Consider the following 16163-nt stretch of genomic DNA (forward strand, 5'->3'; position numbering starts at 1 on the left):
ATGCGCGTGCAACAACTGATCCTGAAAAACCGTGTCGACATCGATGCCGCACTGGCGCCCCTGGCCGCCATGCAGCCGCAGCTGGTGCTGGTGTTTGGCGCCTGCGCCTATTTTTCCACCCCCGAACTGACGGCGGCGCTGCGCCGCCAACTGCCCGGCGCCGTGATCGCCGGCTGTTCCACGGCCGGCGAGATCGCCGGCAAACGCGTCTACGACGGCAGCTGCGTCATCACCGCCATCGGCTTCGCGCACACGGCGGTGGCGATTGCCGACGCCATCATCTGCGACATGGCGGACTCGCATGAGGCGGGCGGGCGCCTGGCGCAAGCGCTGCCGCAGGACGGCCTGACGGCGGTCTTCATGCTAGGCACGGGCGTGGCCATCAACGGCAGCGCCCTGATTGCCGGCCTGCAGGCGCATCTGCCCCCGGGCGTCACCATCTCGGGCGGGCTGGCCGCCGACGGCGGCGCCTTCCGCCAGACCTGGACCCTGGGTCCGCGCGGCGCGGCCGACAATGCCATCGTCGCCGTCGGCCTGTACGGCGAGCATATCCGCCTCGGCTACGGCAGCCATGCGGGCTGGGAAGCGTTCGGCCCCGCGCGCAAGGTGACGCGCTGCGTCGACAACGTGCTGTATGGCCTCGATGGTGCGCGCGCGCTGGACATCTACAAACTGTACCTGGGCGACCATGCGCGCGACCTGCCCGGCTCGGGGCTGCTGTTTCCGTTTGAAATGCTCTCGGCGGCGCATGAAAAAAGCAATGTGTTTCGCACCATCCTCGCCGTCGATGAAGAACAGGGTTCGCTGACCCTGGCCGGCGACATCCTCGCCGACGGCTACCTGAAACTGATGCATTCCAGTACCAACCGGCTGATCGACGGGGCCGAAATGGCCGCGCGCGGTGTCGCGCTCCACGCCGATACGCTGGGCGACCAGCTGGCCCTGCTGGTCAGCTGCGTGGGGCGCAAGCTGGCCATGGGCGACCGGGTCGAGGAAGAGGTCGAAGCGGTGGCCGAGGTGCTGGGCAGCGGCGCCACCTGTATCGCCGGTTTTTACTCGAACGGCGAAATCGGCATCACGCAGCCGCATGGCGCATGCCAGCTGCATAACCAGACGATGACCGTGACTGTGCTGAGCGAAACATGAACCGCACCCTGGCACGCCAATTGAGCCGCGTCTGCGATATCGACTCGGAAAGCGCCTGCATCGCCTTGCTGGAACAGGCCCAGGCATTGGCGGCGCAAGCGGGCACGCCGCCCGAACTGGCCGCCTTCCTGGCCGGCCTGCCGGCCCTGCTGCTGCGCATCGACGGCAGCTACGAACAGGCCGAACGCGACCTGGACTTGCGCTCGCGCAGCCTGGAACTGAGTTCGACAGAACTGAGCATGACCAATGCCCTGCTGCGCACGGAACTGGCCAGCCGCAACCGCGTCCTGCAATCGTTGCGCGTGGCGGCCGTGCGCCTGCTCGACAACGACGATTCCGGGCAGCATCTGCCGCAGGAAGGCGATATCGAGGGCCTCTCGGTGCTGCTGGCCGAGCTGATATCGCAGCAGGAATTGCGCCGCATTGAGCTGCAGAACCAGCGCTTTGCGATGGACCAGCATGCCATTGTCAGCATCACCGACACGGCCGGCGTCATCATTTACGTCAACGACAAGTTCTGCGCCATCAGCGGATTCGCGCGCGAAGAACTGATCGGCAAGACGCACCGCCTGATCAATTCGCACACGCATCCTGACGCCTACTTTGCGCAGATGTGGCAAACCATCACCACGGGCCAGGTCTGGCATGGCGAAATCTGCAACCACGCCAAGGATGGCGGGCAATACTGGGTCGACGCCACCATCGTGCCCTTCCTCGACGCGGCCGGCAAACCCTATCAGTACATCGCCATCCGCACGGAAATCAGCGACAGCAAACGCATGGCCGAGACCATCGCGAAAAGCGAGCGCGAATACCGCAACGTCGTCAACAGCCTCCATGAAGTGGTCTTCCGCACCGACCTGAACGGCGCCTGGACCTTCCTGAACCCCGCCTGGCACACCATCACCGGCTTCGGCGCCGCCGACAGCCTGGGCAAGCATGTGCTGCAATTCATCGATGCGCGCGACCGCGAGCGCGCGGCCGCCGGCCTGTCCCAGCTGCTGAGTGGCCAGGTGGACAGCATGCGCCATGAAGCGCGCTACGTGACCCGCGACGGCGACGTGCGCTGGGTCGACGTGTGCGCGCGCGCCGAACGCGATGGCCAGGACCGCCTGACCGGCATCACCGGCAGCCTGACCGACATCACGGAGCGGCGCCTGGCGGCACGCGAGCTGCGGCACAACCTCAACTTTGTCGACGCGCTGATCGAAACCATTCCTATCCCTTTGTACCTGAAGGATGTACAGGGCCGCTACCTGCGCGCCAACCGCGCCTATTGCGCCTTCTTCCAGCGCACGCAGGCGGACATCCTGGGCAAGACGGTAGCCGACATCCTGCCGCAGCAGGAGGCCCAGCAAGTGCTGCAGCGCGACCTGGAACTGCTGCAGGAGCGCGGCAACCAGACGTATGAAGAGCGGCTGAGCGTCGGCGCGCGCCAGGTCGATGTGCTGTTCAGCAAGGCCGCCCTGCTGAAGTCCGATGGCAGCCTGCACGGTCTGGTCGGCACCATCGTCGACATTTCCAGCCAAAAGGCGGCTGAACGGGCGCTGCTGCTGGCCAAGGAAGTGGCCGAATCGGCCAGCCGCTCGAAGAGCGAATTCCTGGCCAACATGAGCCACGAGATCCGCACGCCGATGAACGGCATCCTGGGCATGACGGACCTGGTGCTCGACTCCGAACTCGACGTCCACCAGCGCAAATACCTGGAAATCGTCAAGGCTTCGGCCGACGCCCTGCTGTGCATTATCAACGACATCCTCGATTTCTCGAAGATCGAGGCGGGCATGCTGACCCTGGAAAGCATCCCTTTCAAACTGCGCCATCTGATGCAGGAAACCATGCGCGCACTCGCCATGCGGGCCCAGTCCAGCGGCCTGGAACTGGTGCTCGACATCGATCCCGCGCTGCCGCACACCTTGCTCGGCGACCCTGGCCGGCTGCGCCAGATCCTCACCAACCTGGCGGGCAACGCCATCAAGTTCACGCCGCGCGGCGAGGTCACTGTCAGTGCCCGGCTGCGCGCCAGCGGCGATGGCATGGCCCAGCTGCAGCTGTGCGTGCGCGACACCGGCATCGGCATCGCCGCCGACATGCAGGAGGCCGTCTTCGACGCCTTCCAGCAGGAAGACGGTTCGACCACGCGGCGCTTCGGCGGCACGGGACTGGGCCTGTCGATCACGCGCCGCCTGGTGGGCATGATGGGCGGCAGCATCAGCCTGTCGAGCGAACTGGGCAAGGGCAGCAGCTTCAGCGTCGACCTGGCCCTGCCCATCGCCGAGCATCAGCCTTGCCTGCCGCCGCCGGGCGCCTCGCTGGCGGCGCGGGCGATCCTGCTGGTCGACGACAATTCCAGCAGCCTGACCATCCTGCGCAAGATCTTCGAGCACAGCGGTGCCAGCGTCACCGCCTGCGAGTCGGGCGAGGCGGCGCTGGAACACTGCCGCAGCGCCCTGCCGGCCGACTGCATCATCATGGACTTTGCCATGCCCGGCATGAATGGCTTCGACACGGCCTCGGCGCTGGCCGCCCTGCCCCACTGGAGCCAGGTGCCCATCGTCATGCTGTCGTCGAGCGGCAGCCTGGGTGACGCGGCGCGCTGCCGCGAACTGGGCATCGACGGCTATCTGCTCAAGCCGGCCAGCCCCGAGGAATTGCTGGCCGTCACCATGAGCGTGCTGGGCACCTGCCGCGGCATGCCCGGCGCCACACCCGTGGTGACGCGCCATGCCGTGCGGGAAAGCATGCCTGGCCTGGACGTCCTGCTGGTCGAGGACAACGCCATGAACCGCGAACTGGCCACCGTGCTGCTGTCGAATGCGGGGCACCGGGTCACGCATGCGGCGAACGGCCACGAAGCGCTCGAGCGTCATGCCGCCGGCCACTTCGACATGATCCTGATGGACTTGCAAATGCCGGAAATGGGCGGTTTCGAAGCCACCGCGCAGATACGCCAGCGCGAAGCGCAAGGCATGCCGAAAAGCATCATCATCGCCATGACGGCCAGCGCCTTCGAAGGCGACCGCGAACGCTGCATCGCCGGCGGCATGGACGATTACCTGTCCAAGCCTTTCCGCACCGCCGCCTTTCAGAGCCTGATCGAGCAGCATGTATTGCAAATCAGCAAGCTGCCGCTGCCGCCCGCCATGGCGTCGCAAGTGGCAGTGCTGGCCACCGGCAGCGCGCCACCCTTCGACTACGGCGCCGCGCTGGCCAACGCCGATGCCGACGTGATCGCCATCATCGGCGCCTCCTTCCTGGCCGGCTTGCCGGAGCAGCTGGCCGCCTTGCGCGCAGCCCTGCAGGCGGACGACCGGCCCACCGCAAGCCGGCAGGCACATACCCTGGCCGGCTTGCTGGCCAACTTCCATGCCATCCCCGCCGTCGCCATCGCCGCAGCCATCGAGCGCGAGGCGGCACAGGCGCCGCAGGAGGCCTTGCTGGCGCGCCTCGCTGCGCTGGAGGAACAGTCGCGGCTGTTCCTGCAGGAAACGGGCGCGGCCATCCAGGCGACGTGCGACATGCTGCACGCATCCGGACAAACTTGATGTAGATCATAATTTTTTGAACAAGCTCTTGCTATCCTGTAAAAAAATGACAGGAGCCCTGGATGAGCAATGCGACGCAACAAGTGGAACATGAGCGCCTGGGCAGCGCCTGGCAAGGCGTGCCGGCGCACGACTACCCGGAAAGCGCGCCGGAAGGCGCCACCCTGGACCTGCTGCTGAACGCCTGGCTGGGCAAGTTCACGGGCGGCATTTCGCCGGCCGCGCTGGGCAACGCGTATGCCGACTGGCTCAGCCACCTGGCGCTGGCGCCCTCGAAGCAGCAAGCCCTGCTGCAGGAAGCGTGGAAGAAGATCGGCCGCTGGCAGCAGTACGCCGTGCAATCGGCGCTGCCGGGTGCGCCCTCCGCGGCGCCCTGCATCGCGCCGCTGCCGCAGGACCGGCGCTTCGAGGACCCGGCCTGGCAGCGTTGGCCGTACAACCTCGTCTACCAGGGCTTCCTGCTGCAGCAGCAATGGTGGCACCGCGCCACCACCGGCGTGCGCGGCGTCTCGCCGCACCACGAGGATGTCGTCACGTTTACCGTGCGCCAGTGGCTCGACATGCTGGCGCCGTCGAACTTCATGCTGACCAATCCCGTGGTGCAGCAAGCGACCCTGGAAAGCGGCGGCGCCAGCCTGGCGCACGGCATGGTCCACGCGGTCGAGGACTGGCAGCGCGCCGCCATGGGGCGTGCCGCACCCGGCGAAGCGGCGTTCAAGGTGGGACGGAACATGGCCGTCACGCCGGGCAAGGTGGTCTACCGCAATGACTTGATCGAACTGCTCCAATACGCCCCCACGACGGCCCAGGTGCATGCCACGCCGCTGCTGTTCGTGCCTGCCTGGATCATGAAGTTCTATATTCTCGACCTGTCGCCGCACAATTCGCTGGTGCGCTACCTGGTGGGCCAGGGCCACACGGTATTCATGATTTCCTGGAAAAACCCGCAGGACGAAGACCGCGAGCTGTCGCTGGAAGACTACCGCCAGCTGGGCGTGATGGACGCGCTCGACGCCGTTGTCCGCATCACGGGCGCGCCGCAGGTGCACGCGGCCGGCTACTGTCTGGGCGGCACCCTGCTGGCGATTGCCGCCGCCAGCATGGCGCGCGACGGCGATGCGCGCCTGGCCAGCCTCACCATGCTGGCCTCGCAAGTCGATTTCAAGGAGCCGGGCGAACTGTCGCTGTTCATCGACGAGAGCCAGGTCAGCTTCCTGGAAGCGGCCATGTGGAAACAGGGCTACCTCGACACGAAACAGATGGCGGGCGCCTTCCAGCTGCTGCGCTCGAATGACTTGATCTGGTCGCGCCGGCTGCGCCATTACCTGCTCGGCCTCGATGACCAGGGCAGCGACCTGATGGCCTGGAACGGGGACGCCACACGCATGCCCTGCCGCATGCATTCGGAATACCTGCGCCGTTTGTTCCTGCACAACGACCTGGCCGAAGGCCGCTACCGCACGGCGGGCCGCCACATCGCCCTGCCCGACATCCACGCGCCCATCTTTGCCGTCGGCACCCTGACGGATCACGTGGCGCCGTGGCGCTCCGTGTACAAGCTGCAGTTGCTCACGGACACGGACGTCACCTTCCTGCTCACCTCGGGCGGCCACAACGCGGGCGTCGTGTCGCCGCCGGGCCAGCCGGGCCGCAGCTACCAGCTGGCCACGCACCGCCACGACGAGGCGTATGTCGACGCGGACAGCTGGCAGCGCGACGTGCCGCACCACGATGGTTCATGGTGGCCCGCCTGGCAAGCCTGGCTGGCAGAGCGCGCGGGCGCGCAAGTGGCGCCGCCGGCCATGGGGGCTGCCTTGGGCGACGCGCCGGGCAGCTACGTACTGCAGACCTGACAACCGACAACCGAGGAAAACACCATGCCCTACACTACCCTGCTGGTCCACGTCGACAATTCCCGCCACTGCGCCCAGCGCATCCGCCTGGCCGTGCGCCTGGCCGTCGCCCAAGGCGCGCACCTGATCGGTTCGGCCATGAGCGGCATCTCGCGCTATGCGTATGGCGGCGGCGTCAACGCGCTGCAGTTTGCGCCGGCGCAGATGCAGGCGCTGCGCAGCCAGGCCAGCGAGGCGCTGCACGACTTCGAGCGCATCGCCCTCGAAGAAGGCCTGGGCACCTACGAAACGCGCTTCGTCGACGACGATGCGCAAGGCGCGCTGCTGCTGCAGGCGCGCTATTGCGACTTGCTGATCCTCGGCCAGACGGACGCGCAGGACACGCCCTCGCGCGTCATCGCCGGCACGCCCGAATACCTGATGCTGCATTGCGGCCGGCCCGTGCTGATGGTGCCGCACGCGCCGTCGGCCGCGCTAGCGGGCGCCCCGCAGCACCCGCTGCTGGCCTGGAACGGCAGCGCCGAAGCGCTGCGCGCCATCACCGATGCGCTGCCGCTGCTGCAACGCGCGCGGCAGGTGACCCTGGCCGTCGTCAATTCGCACGCCCAGCCGGCCGCGCACGGCGAGCAGCCGGGTGCCGACCTGGCCCTGTACCTGGCGCGCCACGGCGTCAACGTCGAAGTGCTGCAGCACGACACGCCGCACGGCCAGGACGTGGGCGCGGCCCTGCTGGCCATGGCGACGCAGCGCCAGTGCGACCTGATCGTGATGGGCTGCTACGGCCACATGCGCCTGCGCGAAGCGCTGCTGGGCGGCGTCACGCGCACGGTGCTGCAGGACATGACCTTGCCGGTGCTGGTGTCGCACTGACGGCGTCAGGCTGCCGGGGCGCCGAACAGCGCCCCGATGCACGATGCCGCCGCCATCGACAGCGCGCTCCAGAACACCACGCGCAGCACGCCGCGGCCCACGCGCGCGCCGCCGACCCTGGCGGCCAGGCCACCGAGCAAGGCAAGCGATAGCAGCGACGCCACGACGATGGCCGGCGCCAGCATGGACAGCGGCGCCAGCAGCACCACCAGCAGCGGCAACGCCGCGCCGACGGCAAAGCTGAGCGCCGAAGCCAGCGCCGCCTGCAGCGGGCGCGCGCGCATGCTCTCGGTGATGCCCAGCTCATCGCGCGCATGCGCGCCGATCGCATCGTGCGCCGTCAGGGCCCTGGCCACCTGCGCGGCCAGCGCCGGTTCCAGGCCGCGCGCCACATAAATGTGCGTCAGCTCGTGCAGCTCCCCGTTGGGATCGTCGAGCAGCTCGCCGCCCTCGCGCTCGAGCGCCGCCTGTTCCGTATCGGCCTGCGACTGCACCGAGACATATTCGCCCGTGGCCATCGACATGGCGCCCGCCACCAGGCCTGCCACGCCGGCCACCAGAATGCTGTCGTGCGTGGCGTGCGCCGCCACCACGCCCAGCACCAGACTGGCCGTCGAGACGATGCCGTCATTGGCGCCCAGCACGGCGGCACGCAGCCAGCCCACGTTGTCCATCCGGTGAAACTCGCGGTGTCGCAATGGCATATTCGCTCCTTTATGTATGCATGGGCGCGTCGGCGGGCGCGGGAAAGCGCACCGTCACCACCAGGCCCGCGCCGTCCGGCCCGGCGGCCAGCTGCACGCTGGCGCCATGCGTCTCGGCGATGCGCCGCACGATCGACAAGCCCAGGCCGCTGCCTGGCTGGTGCGCGCCGGCGGCGCGGAAAAAACGTTCGAACACGCGCTCGCGCAAGGGCTCGGCGATGCCAGGCCCCGTGTCGCTCACGCGCAGCAGCACGCCGTCGGCCTCGCTACGGCAGGCCAGCACCAGCGTGCCGCCGGCCGGGGTGTAGCGCATGGCATTGTCCATCAGGTTGCGCGCCAGGATCAGCACATGGTCGAGCTGCAAACGGCATGGCGCAGTGGCCAGGTCGGCCCGCAGCAGCAGATCCTGGCGCTGCGCCTGCGCCATCCAGGCGGGCAGCTGTTCGGCCAGCACGGCGGCCAGGTCCATTACGGGCAGATCGGGCGGCGGCTGCGACTGCGGGTCGAGCCGGGACAGGGTCAGCAACTGCCCCACCAGGCGCGTGGCGCGGTCCACGCTCAGGCCCAGGCCCATCACGGATTCCTTGCGCTCGGCATCGCTGCGCGCGCGCTGCAGCACCTGCAGATTGGTCTTGATGGCCGCCAGCGGCGTGCGCAATTCATGCGCGGCATCGGCCGTGAAGCGCTGCTCCTGCTCGCGCGTCTGGCGCACGCGCAGGAACAGGCGGTTGATGGCCTGCAGCAGCGGTTGCACTTCCACGGGCGCGCCCGTCACGCTGACACTGGCCAGATCGTCGGGCGTGCGCTGCGCCACTTCGTCGGCCGAGCGGCGCAGCGCGCGAAACACGCGGTTGATGCTCCACCAGATGGCCAGCGCCGCCAGGGCCGCCATCGGCAAGCCGATGGCCAGCAGCTTGACGGCGAAGCGGCTGCTGATTTCCTGGCGGTGGCTGGCCGGTTCCGCCACCTGGATCTGCAGCCGGGCGTCGTGATTCCAGCTCGTGTAGATGCGCCACAGGCGGCCATCGTTGTCGTGCCAGCTGTAGCCGACATCGGCCGGCGCGGCGAACGCCCGGTCCGGCGCGCCAGCGTTCTTGTACAGCAATCGCTGCTGCGCATCCCACACCTGGAACAGCAGATACTGGCGGTGGTTGCGGTTCTGCGCCACCGGCATCACCAGCGATGTGCTCGCGCCATGCTCCTGCACCTCGTGTTCGGCCAGGGAGAGCAGCAAATGGCCCGTCTCGGCCAGCGACTGGTCGAACAGTTCCTGGCTTTCGCGCCCCGCTTCCAGATACACGATGGCGGCGCTGAAGCCCCACAAGATGAACGTCAGTCCCAGCAGCACGGCCAGCAGCGTGCGCCGCAGCGACCATGCACCCGCGTTACCCGCGATGGCGGGCATCACGGACACGCCTGCGTGTCGGGCGTGTCGGGCGCATCCGGCGTAGCGGGCTTGTCGATGCTGTAGCCGATCGCATGCACCGTGCGGATCAGCGCCTTGCCCAGTTTGCGCCGCAAATGGTGGATATGCACCTGCAGCGCGTTGCTGTCGATTTCCTCGCCCCAGCTGTAGACGCCCTCTTCCAGCTGCACGCGGCTCAGGATGCGCCCGCGCTGCTCGACGAGCATCAGCAGGATGCTGAACTCCTTGCCCGTCACGGGCACCTCCACGCCGCCCTGGCGCACCTGGCGCGCGGCGACGTCGATGACGATATCACCGTGCACGAGTTCTTCGTGCGTGCGCCCGGCCGCGCGGCGGCAGGCGCTGCGCATGCGCGCCGCCAGCTCATCGAGGTCGAAAGGCTTGACGATGAAGTCGTCCGCGCCCGCGTCCAGACCAGCCACGCGGTCGATGATCTGATCGCGCGCCGTGACGATCAGGATCGCCCCGTCATAGCCGCCGCGGCGCAAGGTCGCCAGCGCCTGCATGCCATCCTCGCCCGGCAGGGCCAGGTCGAGCAACAGACAGCCATAGCGGTGCAGGCGCACGGCCATATGCGCGCTTTCGGCCGACTGCACCCAGTCGACCGCATAGCCGGCCTGCTCCAGCCCCATCTGCGTGGCGCGCCCCAGCTGGGGGTCGTCTTCTGTCAGCAATATGCGCATCGTGGCCTGTCCTGTCGGGAAATTTCATGCTGGCAGCGTAGGCGCCGGACATTAAGAACTTCTTAACATCTGCTGGCGACCATCGATCCATCGTCCACTTCCGGCTGCCTCCCATGCCCGCTTCCCCCCATCTTAACCGCTGCCAGCCTTGCTGGCCAATACTGGCCCTGCTCGGCTGGCCGCTGCTGTCGGCCGCCGCGCCGCAGCAATTGCTGCTCACTTCGCAACAAATCAGCCGTGCCGGCATCGCCACCACGCCGGCGCTCGCCACGCTGGCTGGCGAAGGGACGCCGGCGGGCAACGACCTGGTCCTGTCGGGCACCGTGGTGGCGCCGCCCGGCTCGGGCGCCGTCGCCAGCGCATTGCTGGGCGGCGTGGTGCAGCAGGTGCACGTGACGCCGCTGCAGCAGGTGCGCGCCGGCATGCCGCTGCTGACCCTGTACAGCCAGGGCTGGCTGGAGTGGCAGCGCGCCTACCTGGAAAAGGCCAGCGCGGCGCGCCTGGCCCAAGCCAGACTGGCGCGCGACGAAGGACTGTACGGCGACGGCATCATCGCCCGCGCCCGTCTCGATGAGAGCCGCGATGCGGCGCAGCTGGCCACGCTGGCGGCCAGCGAACGCGAACAGGCGCTGCGCAGCGCCGGCCTCGATGGCGTGGCGCTGCGGCGCCTGCGCGAACAACGCACGCTGTCGCCCCTGCTGACGCTGCGCGCCAGCCGCAGCGGCAGCGTGCTGGCCTTGCCGGTCGAGGCGGGGCAGCACGTCGAAGCGGGCGCGCTGCTGGCCCGCATGGCCGCCAGCGGGCCCCTCTGGGTGCAGTTGCAGGCGAGCCGGGCGCAACTGCCGCTGCTGCGCGTGGGCGACCTGCTGCAGGTGGACGGCTGCGCCAGGCTGCGCGTGACGGCCATCTCTCCCGTCGTCGACGCCGCCACGCAAAGCGCGCAGCTGCGCGCGCAGCAAGTGGGCCAGGAGCCATGCCTGAAGGTGAATGCCTTTGTCGAAGCGCGCCTGCTGCGCCCGGCGCAAACGCCGGGTGGCGTGGCCGTGCCGGCGGCGGCGCTGGTGCGGCGCATGGGCGAGGCGCGCCAGGAGTACGTCTTTGTCGCCAATACAAGGGGCTTCACGGCAGTGCCCGTGCAAGCGACGCCAGCCGGCGGCGGCATGGCCTGGGTGCGCGGCGCGGTGCTGCCAGGCGACGCGGTGGCCGTGCGCGGCCTGGCGGCGCTGAAAGGCAGCTGGAGCGGCCTGGGGCCTGCCTCGGATGCCCCAGTCCAGGGAGGCCAGTGATGCTGGCCCGTTTGATCGCCCTGTCGCTGTCGCAGCGCCTGATGGTGCTGGTGCTGGCCGCGCTGATGGCGGCGGCCGGCGTGCAGGCGTTCCGCGCGCTGCCTATCGACGCCTTTCCCGATGTCTCCGGCACCCAGGTCAAGCTGATCCTGAAGGCGCCCGGCATGACGCCGGAAGAAGTCGAGGCGCGCATCGTCGCCCCGGTGGAGCAGGAATTGCTGGGCATCCCGCGCCAGGCGGTGCTGCGCTCGCAGTCCAAATATGCGATCGCCGACATCACGCTGGACTTCCAGGAAGGCACGGATGTCTTCTGGGCGCGCCAGCAGGTGAGCGAACGGCTGGCCAACGTGCTCAAGGACTTGCCCGCCTCCGTCAGCGGCGGCCTGGCGCCGATCACCACGCCGCTCGGTGAAATCTTCATGTTCACCATCGAGGGGCCCTTGAGCCTGATGGAAAAGCGCACGCTGCTCGAATGGACCATCCGCCCCCAGCTGCGCAACATCGCCGGCGTGGCCGACGTCAATTCGCTCGGCGGCATGCTGCGCAGCTTCGAAGTGGTGCCCGACCTGGCCGCCCTGGCCGCGCGCGGCCTGTCGCTGGCCCAGCTGCAGCAGGCGCTGGAAGCGAACAACCGCAGCGACGGCGCGGGCCGCCTGGGCAGCGGCGAAGAGGCGCTGCTGATCCGCAGCGACGCGGGCATCCGCACGCTGGCCGACGTGCGCGCCATCGGCGTTGCGCGGCGCGGCGACATGGCGGTGAACGTGGGCCAGGTGGCGACGGTGCGCATCGGCCAGCTGACGCGCTATGGCGCCGTCACCCAGGACGGGCGCGGCGAAGCCGTGCAGGCGCTGGTGCTGGCCATGCGCGGCGCGAATGCGCAGCAAGTGGTGCAGCAAGTGCGCGCGCGCCTCGACGCGCTCGGCCCCAGCCTGCCCAAGGGCACCACCATCAGCACCTTCTACGACCGCGGCAAGCTGGTGGAGCGGGCCGTGGCCAGCGTCACGGGCGCGCTGGCCGAAGCGACCGTGCTGGTAATCGTGCTGCTATATGTCTTTCTCGGCAACCTGCGCTCGGCGCTGGTGGTCGCCTGCATCCTGCCGCTGGCGGCGCTGGGCACCTTCCTGCTGATGCAGGCGTATGGCCTGAGCGCCAACCTGATGTCGCTGGGCGGCCTGGCCATCGCCATCGGCATGCTGGTCGACGCGGCCGTCGTGGTGGTGGAAAACATCGAAGCCCATGGCGCCCACGCCCAGCCGGGCGTGCCGCGCCTGCACCGCATCTACCGGGCCGTGCGCGAGGTAGCCCTGCCCGTCAGCGCCGGCATGCTGGTGATCATGATCGTCTTCCTGCCCCTGCTGACCCTGCAGGGCCTGGAAGGCAAGCTGTTCGCCCCCGTGGCGCTGACCATCCTTTTCGCGCTGGCCGCCTCGCTGCTGCTGTCGCTGACCGTCATTCCCGTGCTCGCCTCGCTGCTGCTGCCCGAACACCACGCGGGCACGCCGCGCCTGGTGCAGAAGATGGAAGCGGCCTACCTGGCCCTGCTCGGGCGCGCCCTGCGCCGCGAGCGCCTGATCGGCGGCGTGGCCGTGGCGGCCCTGCTGCTGGCCGCCGGCGTCTTCCTGCACGTGGGCAAATCGTTCATGCCGACGCTGGACGAAGGCGACATCATCATGCAGATCGAAAAACTGCCGTCCATCAACCTGCAAGAGTCGGCGCGCCTGGACATGGCCATCCAGCGCCGCATCCTGGAACAAGTGCCCGACGTGCGCCGCATCGTGGCGCGCCTGGGCTCCGATGAACTGGGACTCGATCCCATGGGCCTGAACGAAACGGACTCCTTCCTCGTGCTCAAGCCGCGCGCGCAGTGGCACAGCGCGAACAAGGAAACGCTGATCGACGCCTTGCGGGCAGCCACGGCGAGCTTTCCAGGCGTCAACATCAGCTTTACCCAGCCCATCGAGATGCGCACCTCGGAAATGCTGTCCGGCGTGCGCGGCGACGTGGCCGTCAAGATCTACGGCCCTGACAGCAAGACGCTGGGCGCGCTGGCCGCGCGCATCGTGGCCCAGCTGCGCACGCTGGCCGGCAGCGAGGATGTGCTGACGACGCAAAACTCGGGCGTGCAATACCTGCAAGTCGATATCGACCGCGTGGCGGCCGCCCGCCTGGGCCTGTCCGTGGAGCAGATCCAGAGCGATTTGCGCACCCTGATCGAAGGGCGCCAGGCGGGCATCGTCATCGAAGGCGGCAAGCGGCTGCCCCTGCTGCTGCGCGGCGGCGAACAACTGCAGCTGTCGGCCGATCTGTTCGGCCAGCTGCGCCTGCCCATGGCCGATGGCCCCGCCATCGCCCTGAGCCAGGTGGCCAGCCTGCGCACGGTCGACGGCCCCGTCAAGGTGGAGCGCGAAAACGCCTCGCGCCTGGTGGTGGTGCGCGCCAATGTGCGCGGGCGCGACCTGGTCGGCTTCGTCGACGAAGCGAAGGCCTTGGTGGCGCGGCAAGTGCCGCTGCCGCCCGGCTACCGCGTCGCCTGGGGCGGCCAGTTCGAAAACCAGCAGCGCGCCGCCGCCCGCCTGGCGCTGGTCGTGCCCATCGCGCTGGCGCTGATCTTCCTGCTGCTGTATACGACCTTGCGCAGCATCCGGCAAACCCTGCTGGTGCTGGTCAACATCCCGTTCGCGCTGACGGGCGGCGTATATGCGCTGGCCCTGACGGGCGAATACCTGTCCGTGCCCGCCTCGGTGGGTTTCATCGCGCTGATGGGCATCGCCGTGCTCAATGGCCTGGTGATGATCACCTGCTTCAACGACCTGCATGCGCGCGGCGCGGCCATCGGCGAACTGGTGCTGCGAGGCGCCGTGCGGCGATTCCGCCCCGTCATGATGACGGCCTGCATCACCGGCCTGGGCCTGGTGCCGCTGTTGCTGGCCACGGGCCCCGGCTCGGAAATCCAGAAGCCGCTGGCCATCGTCGTCATCGGCGGCCTGCTCAGCGCCACCGTGCTGACCCTCGTACTGCTGCCCCTGCTGTTCCGCCGCTACGGCGTGGCGCAGCCATCTGTCCCTGCCATTGCCCTCACTGGAGCCCACCATGCAGCACCCTGACCGTTCCCCCTGCGACGCCATGCTGACGCTGGCCATGCCCGTAGCCCTCGAAGAGGACGTCCTCGATTTCCTGCTGCTGCACCCGGCCTGGGCGGCCGGCTTTTCCGTGCTCGAGGCGCAAGGCATGGGACCGGGCGCCGCCTACCCCTCCAGCCTGGAACAGGTGCGGGGACGGGGGCGGCGCAAGCTGGTCCTGGTCGCCGGCGCCGAGACCGACTTGCGCCTGCTGGTGCAGGCGCTGGCGGCGCAGCTGCCCAAGCCCGACATCGCCTACTGGATCAGCCCCGTGCTGTGCCACGGGAGACTGGCATGAAGGCGCGCGCCCTGGTGCTGCTGCTCCTCGCGGCGGGAGCGCAGGCGGCCCCTGGCGCCCCGTCCGCGCTGCCGCCCGACGCCGAGGTGCGGCGCGTGCTGGCCAGCCTGCCGGCGCTGCGCCAGGGGGTGCTCAATACGCAACTGGCCGGCGCGGAACGCGACAAGCTGGCCGCCGGCCCCTATGAATGGACGGTGCGCGCGGGCGCCAGCCGCCGCACCGCGCCCGGCGCAGAACGCTACCTGGAACAGGAAGTGGCGCTGGAGCGGCCCCTGCGCTGGTTCGGCAAGGCTGACCAGGACCAGGCGCTGGGCGAGCAAGGCCTGACAGTGGCGCGTGCGCTGCATGGCGACGCCTGGCACGAGGCGGGACGCGCCCTGCTGCGCGACTGGTTCGACGCGCTGCGCGACCTGGCCGGCGTGGCGCGGCTGGAAGAGCAGCTGGCCGTCACGCAGCGCTTGCAAGCGATTGCCGCGCGCCGCGTGCAGGCCGGCGACGGCGCCGCGCTCGACTTGCTGCAAGCCGAGACGGAACAGCGGCGCGTGCTGGCCCTGCTGCAACAGGCACGCCAGCGCAGCGAGCAGACGCTCACGCTGCTGGCCATCAGCTACCCCGGCTTGCCGCGTCCGCAGGCCGACTCGCTGCCACTGCCGCAAGCCGATGGCGAGAGCGTATCGCGCTGGACCGAGCGCATCGTGCACATCGAGCACGATAGCCACGAACTGCAGCTGGCCCAGGCGGAAGCGGACCTGTACGCCATGCGCGCCAGCCGGCTGGCCAGCGACGCCATGCCTGACCCGACGCTGGCACTGCGCGCCGCGCGCGAGCGCGACGGCCAGGAGCGGGTGTTCGGCGTGAGCCTGTCGTTTCCCCTGCCCGGCGCCGGACGTACGGCGGACCGGTCGGCGGCGGCCATCAAGGCCGCGATGGCGCGCGAACGGGTGGCGCAAACGCAGCTGCGCGTCGCCCTGGCGGCCCGGCGTGCCGCCAGCGACAGCGTGCATAGCCACGCAATCTGGTCTACATTACAAGAAGTACAACAACAAACCATGCGCCAGGCGGAACTGATGCAGCGCGCCTACCAGGCGGGCGAATGCACGCTGGCCGACGCGCTGGCCGGCAGGCGGCAGGCGCTCGACGCGGCGCTGACGGCGCAGACGGCCCAGATCGAGGCGCTGGCGGCCCAGGCGCGCCTGCAGCTCGACGCGCACGCCATCTGGTCCATCGACTGAT

The 16163-nt window shown here is 69.1% G+C and carries 11 protein-coding genes; 8 read left to right on the forward strand and 3 right to left on the reverse strand.

The annotated features are described in order from the left end of the window. The 4 genes from ACP7DW_RS16610 to ACP7DW_RS16625 all read left to right on the forward strand — a co-directional run bounded on the left by ACP7DW_RS16610 (position 1) and on the right by ACP7DW_RS16625 (position 7414). Complete coding sequence (locus ACP7DW_RS16610) at positions 1-1146, forward strand: FIST signal transduction protein (protein ID WP_426055798.1); 1146 nt, start codon at positions 1-3, stop codon at positions 1144-1146. After that, positions 1143-4691: a PAS domain S-box protein gene (locus ACP7DW_RS16615; RefSeq protein ID WP_426055799.1), complete on the forward strand. Its 3549-nt coding sequence runs from the start codon at positions 1143-1145 to the stop codon at positions 4689-4691. The genes ACP7DW_RS16610 and ACP7DW_RS16615 overlap by 4 nt, the downstream gene beginning before the upstream one ends. A 62-nt stretch (positions 4692-4753) precedes the next feature. Then, the gene (locus ACP7DW_RS16620) at positions 4754-6544 is read left to right on the forward strand and encodes a PHA/PHB synthase family protein (protein WP_426055800.1); all 1791 of its coding nucleotides are present in this window, start codon (positions 4754-4756) and stop codon (positions 6542-6544) included. Between the two features lie 24 nt (positions 6545-6568). Continuing rightward, entirely contained in the window at positions 6569-7414 is an 846-nt protein-coding gene (locus ACP7DW_RS16625) for a universal stress protein (protein WP_426055801.1), read from the forward strand. 5 nt (positions 7415-7419) lie between these two features. Here the strand turns inward: ACP7DW_RS16625 and ACP7DW_RS16630 are convergent, their stop codons facing one another. Genes ACP7DW_RS16630 through ACP7DW_RS16640 form a run of 3 tightly spaced genes read right to left on the reverse strand, consistent with a single transcriptional unit; the run spans position 7420 to position 10227 of the window. Then, the gene (locus ACP7DW_RS16630) at positions 7420-8118 is read right to left on the reverse strand and encodes a VIT1/CCC1 transporter family protein (protein ID WP_426055802.1); all 699 of its coding nucleotides are present in this window, start codon (positions 8116-8118) and stop codon (positions 7420-7422) included. Between the two features lie 10 nt (positions 8119-8128). Continuing rightward, positions 8129-9523, reverse strand: coding sequence for an ATP-binding protein (locus ACP7DW_RS16635; protein ID WP_426056054.1), 1395 nt, complete (start codon positions 9521-9523; stop codon positions 8129-8131). Further along, positions 9523-10227, reverse strand: coding sequence for a response regulator (locus ACP7DW_RS16640; RefSeq protein ID WP_426055803.1), 705 nt, complete (start codon positions 10225-10227; stop codon positions 9523-9525). The genes ACP7DW_RS16635 and ACP7DW_RS16640 overlap by 1 nt, the downstream gene beginning before the upstream one ends. A 113-nt stretch (positions 10228-10340) precedes the next feature. Here ACP7DW_RS16640 and ACP7DW_RS16645 point away from each other — a divergent pair, with 113 nt between their 5' ends. Genes ACP7DW_RS16645 through ACP7DW_RS16660 form a run of 4 tightly spaced genes read left to right on the forward strand, consistent with a single transcriptional unit; the run spans position 10341 to position 16162 of the window. Beyond that, a complete protein-coding gene (locus tag ACP7DW_RS16645) occupies positions 10341-11513 on the forward strand; it encodes an efflux RND transporter periplasmic adaptor subunit (protein ID WP_426055804.1) in 1173 nt (390 codons plus the stop codon). Next, entirely contained in the window at positions 11513-14617 is a 3105-nt protein-coding gene (locus ACP7DW_RS16650) for an efflux RND transporter permease subunit (RefSeq protein ID WP_426055805.1), read from the forward strand. Before ACP7DW_RS16645 ends, ACP7DW_RS16650 begins: the two co-directional genes overlap by 1 nt. Further along, positions 14604-14930: a DUF3240 family protein gene (locus ACP7DW_RS16655; protein ID WP_426055806.1), complete on the forward strand. Its 327-nt coding sequence runs from the start codon at positions 14604-14606 to the stop codon at positions 14928-14930. The genes ACP7DW_RS16650 and ACP7DW_RS16655 overlap by 14 nt, the downstream gene beginning before the upstream one ends. Further along, a complete protein-coding gene (locus ACP7DW_RS16660) occupies positions 14927-16162 on the forward strand; it encodes a TolC family protein (protein WP_426055807.1) in 1236 nt (411 codons plus the stop codon). The genes ACP7DW_RS16655 and ACP7DW_RS16660 overlap by 4 nt, the downstream gene beginning before the upstream one ends. The last annotated feature ends 1 nt before the right edge of the window (position 16163 follow it).

Source organism: Janthinobacterium sp. PSRC1-1, from assembly GCF_049897525.1.
In the GTDB taxonomy this organism is placed as follows: domain Bacteria; phylum Pseudomonadota; class Gammaproteobacteria; order Burkholderiales; family Burkholderiaceae_D; genus Janthinobacterium; species Janthinobacterium tructae.

Bases quoted from the DNA above. Each gene is read 5' to 3' on its own strand.
- ACP7DW_RS16610 (WP_426055798.1), top strand. From the start codon at position 1: ATGCGCGTGCAACAACTGATCCTGAAAAACCGTGTCGACATCGATGCC.
- ACP7DW_RS16615 (WP_426055799.1), top strand. From the start codon at position 1,143: ATGAACCGCACCCTGGCACGCCAATTGAGCCGCGTCTGCGATATCGAC.
- ACP7DW_RS16620 (WP_426055800.1), top strand. From the start codon at position 4,754: ATGAGCAATGCGACGCAACAAGTGGAACATGAGCGCCTGGGCAGCGCC.
- ACP7DW_RS16625 (WP_426055801.1), top strand. From the start codon at position 6,569: ATGCCCTACACTACCCTGCTGGTCCACGTCGACAATTCCCGCCACTGC.
- ACP7DW_RS16630 (WP_426055802.1), bottom strand. From the start codon at position 8,118: ATGCCATTGCGACACCGCGAGTTTCACCGGATGGACAACGTGGGCTGG.
- ACP7DW_RS16635 (WP_426056054.1), bottom strand. From the start codon at position 9,523: ATGCCCGCCATCGCGGGTAACGCGGGTGCATGGTCGCTGCGGCGCACG.
- ACP7DW_RS16640 (WP_426055803.1), bottom strand. From the start codon at position 10,227: ATGCGCATATTGCTGACAGAAGACGACCCCCAGCTGGGGCGCGCCACG.
- ACP7DW_RS16645 (WP_426055804.1), top strand. From the start codon at position 10,341: ATGCCCGCTTCCCCCCATCTTAACCGCTGCCAGCCTTGCTGGCCAATA.
- ACP7DW_RS16650 (WP_426055805.1), top strand. From the start codon at position 11,513: ATGCTGGCCCGTTTGATCGCCCTGTCGCTGTCGCAGCGCCTGATGGTG.
- ACP7DW_RS16655 (WP_426055806.1), top strand. From the start codon at position 14,604: ATGCAGCACCCTGACCGTTCCCCCTGCGACGCCATGCTGACGCTGGCC.
- ACP7DW_RS16660 (WP_426055807.1), top strand. From the start codon at position 14,927: ATGAAGGCGCGCGCCCTGGTGCTGCTGCTCCTCGCGGCGGGAGCGCAG.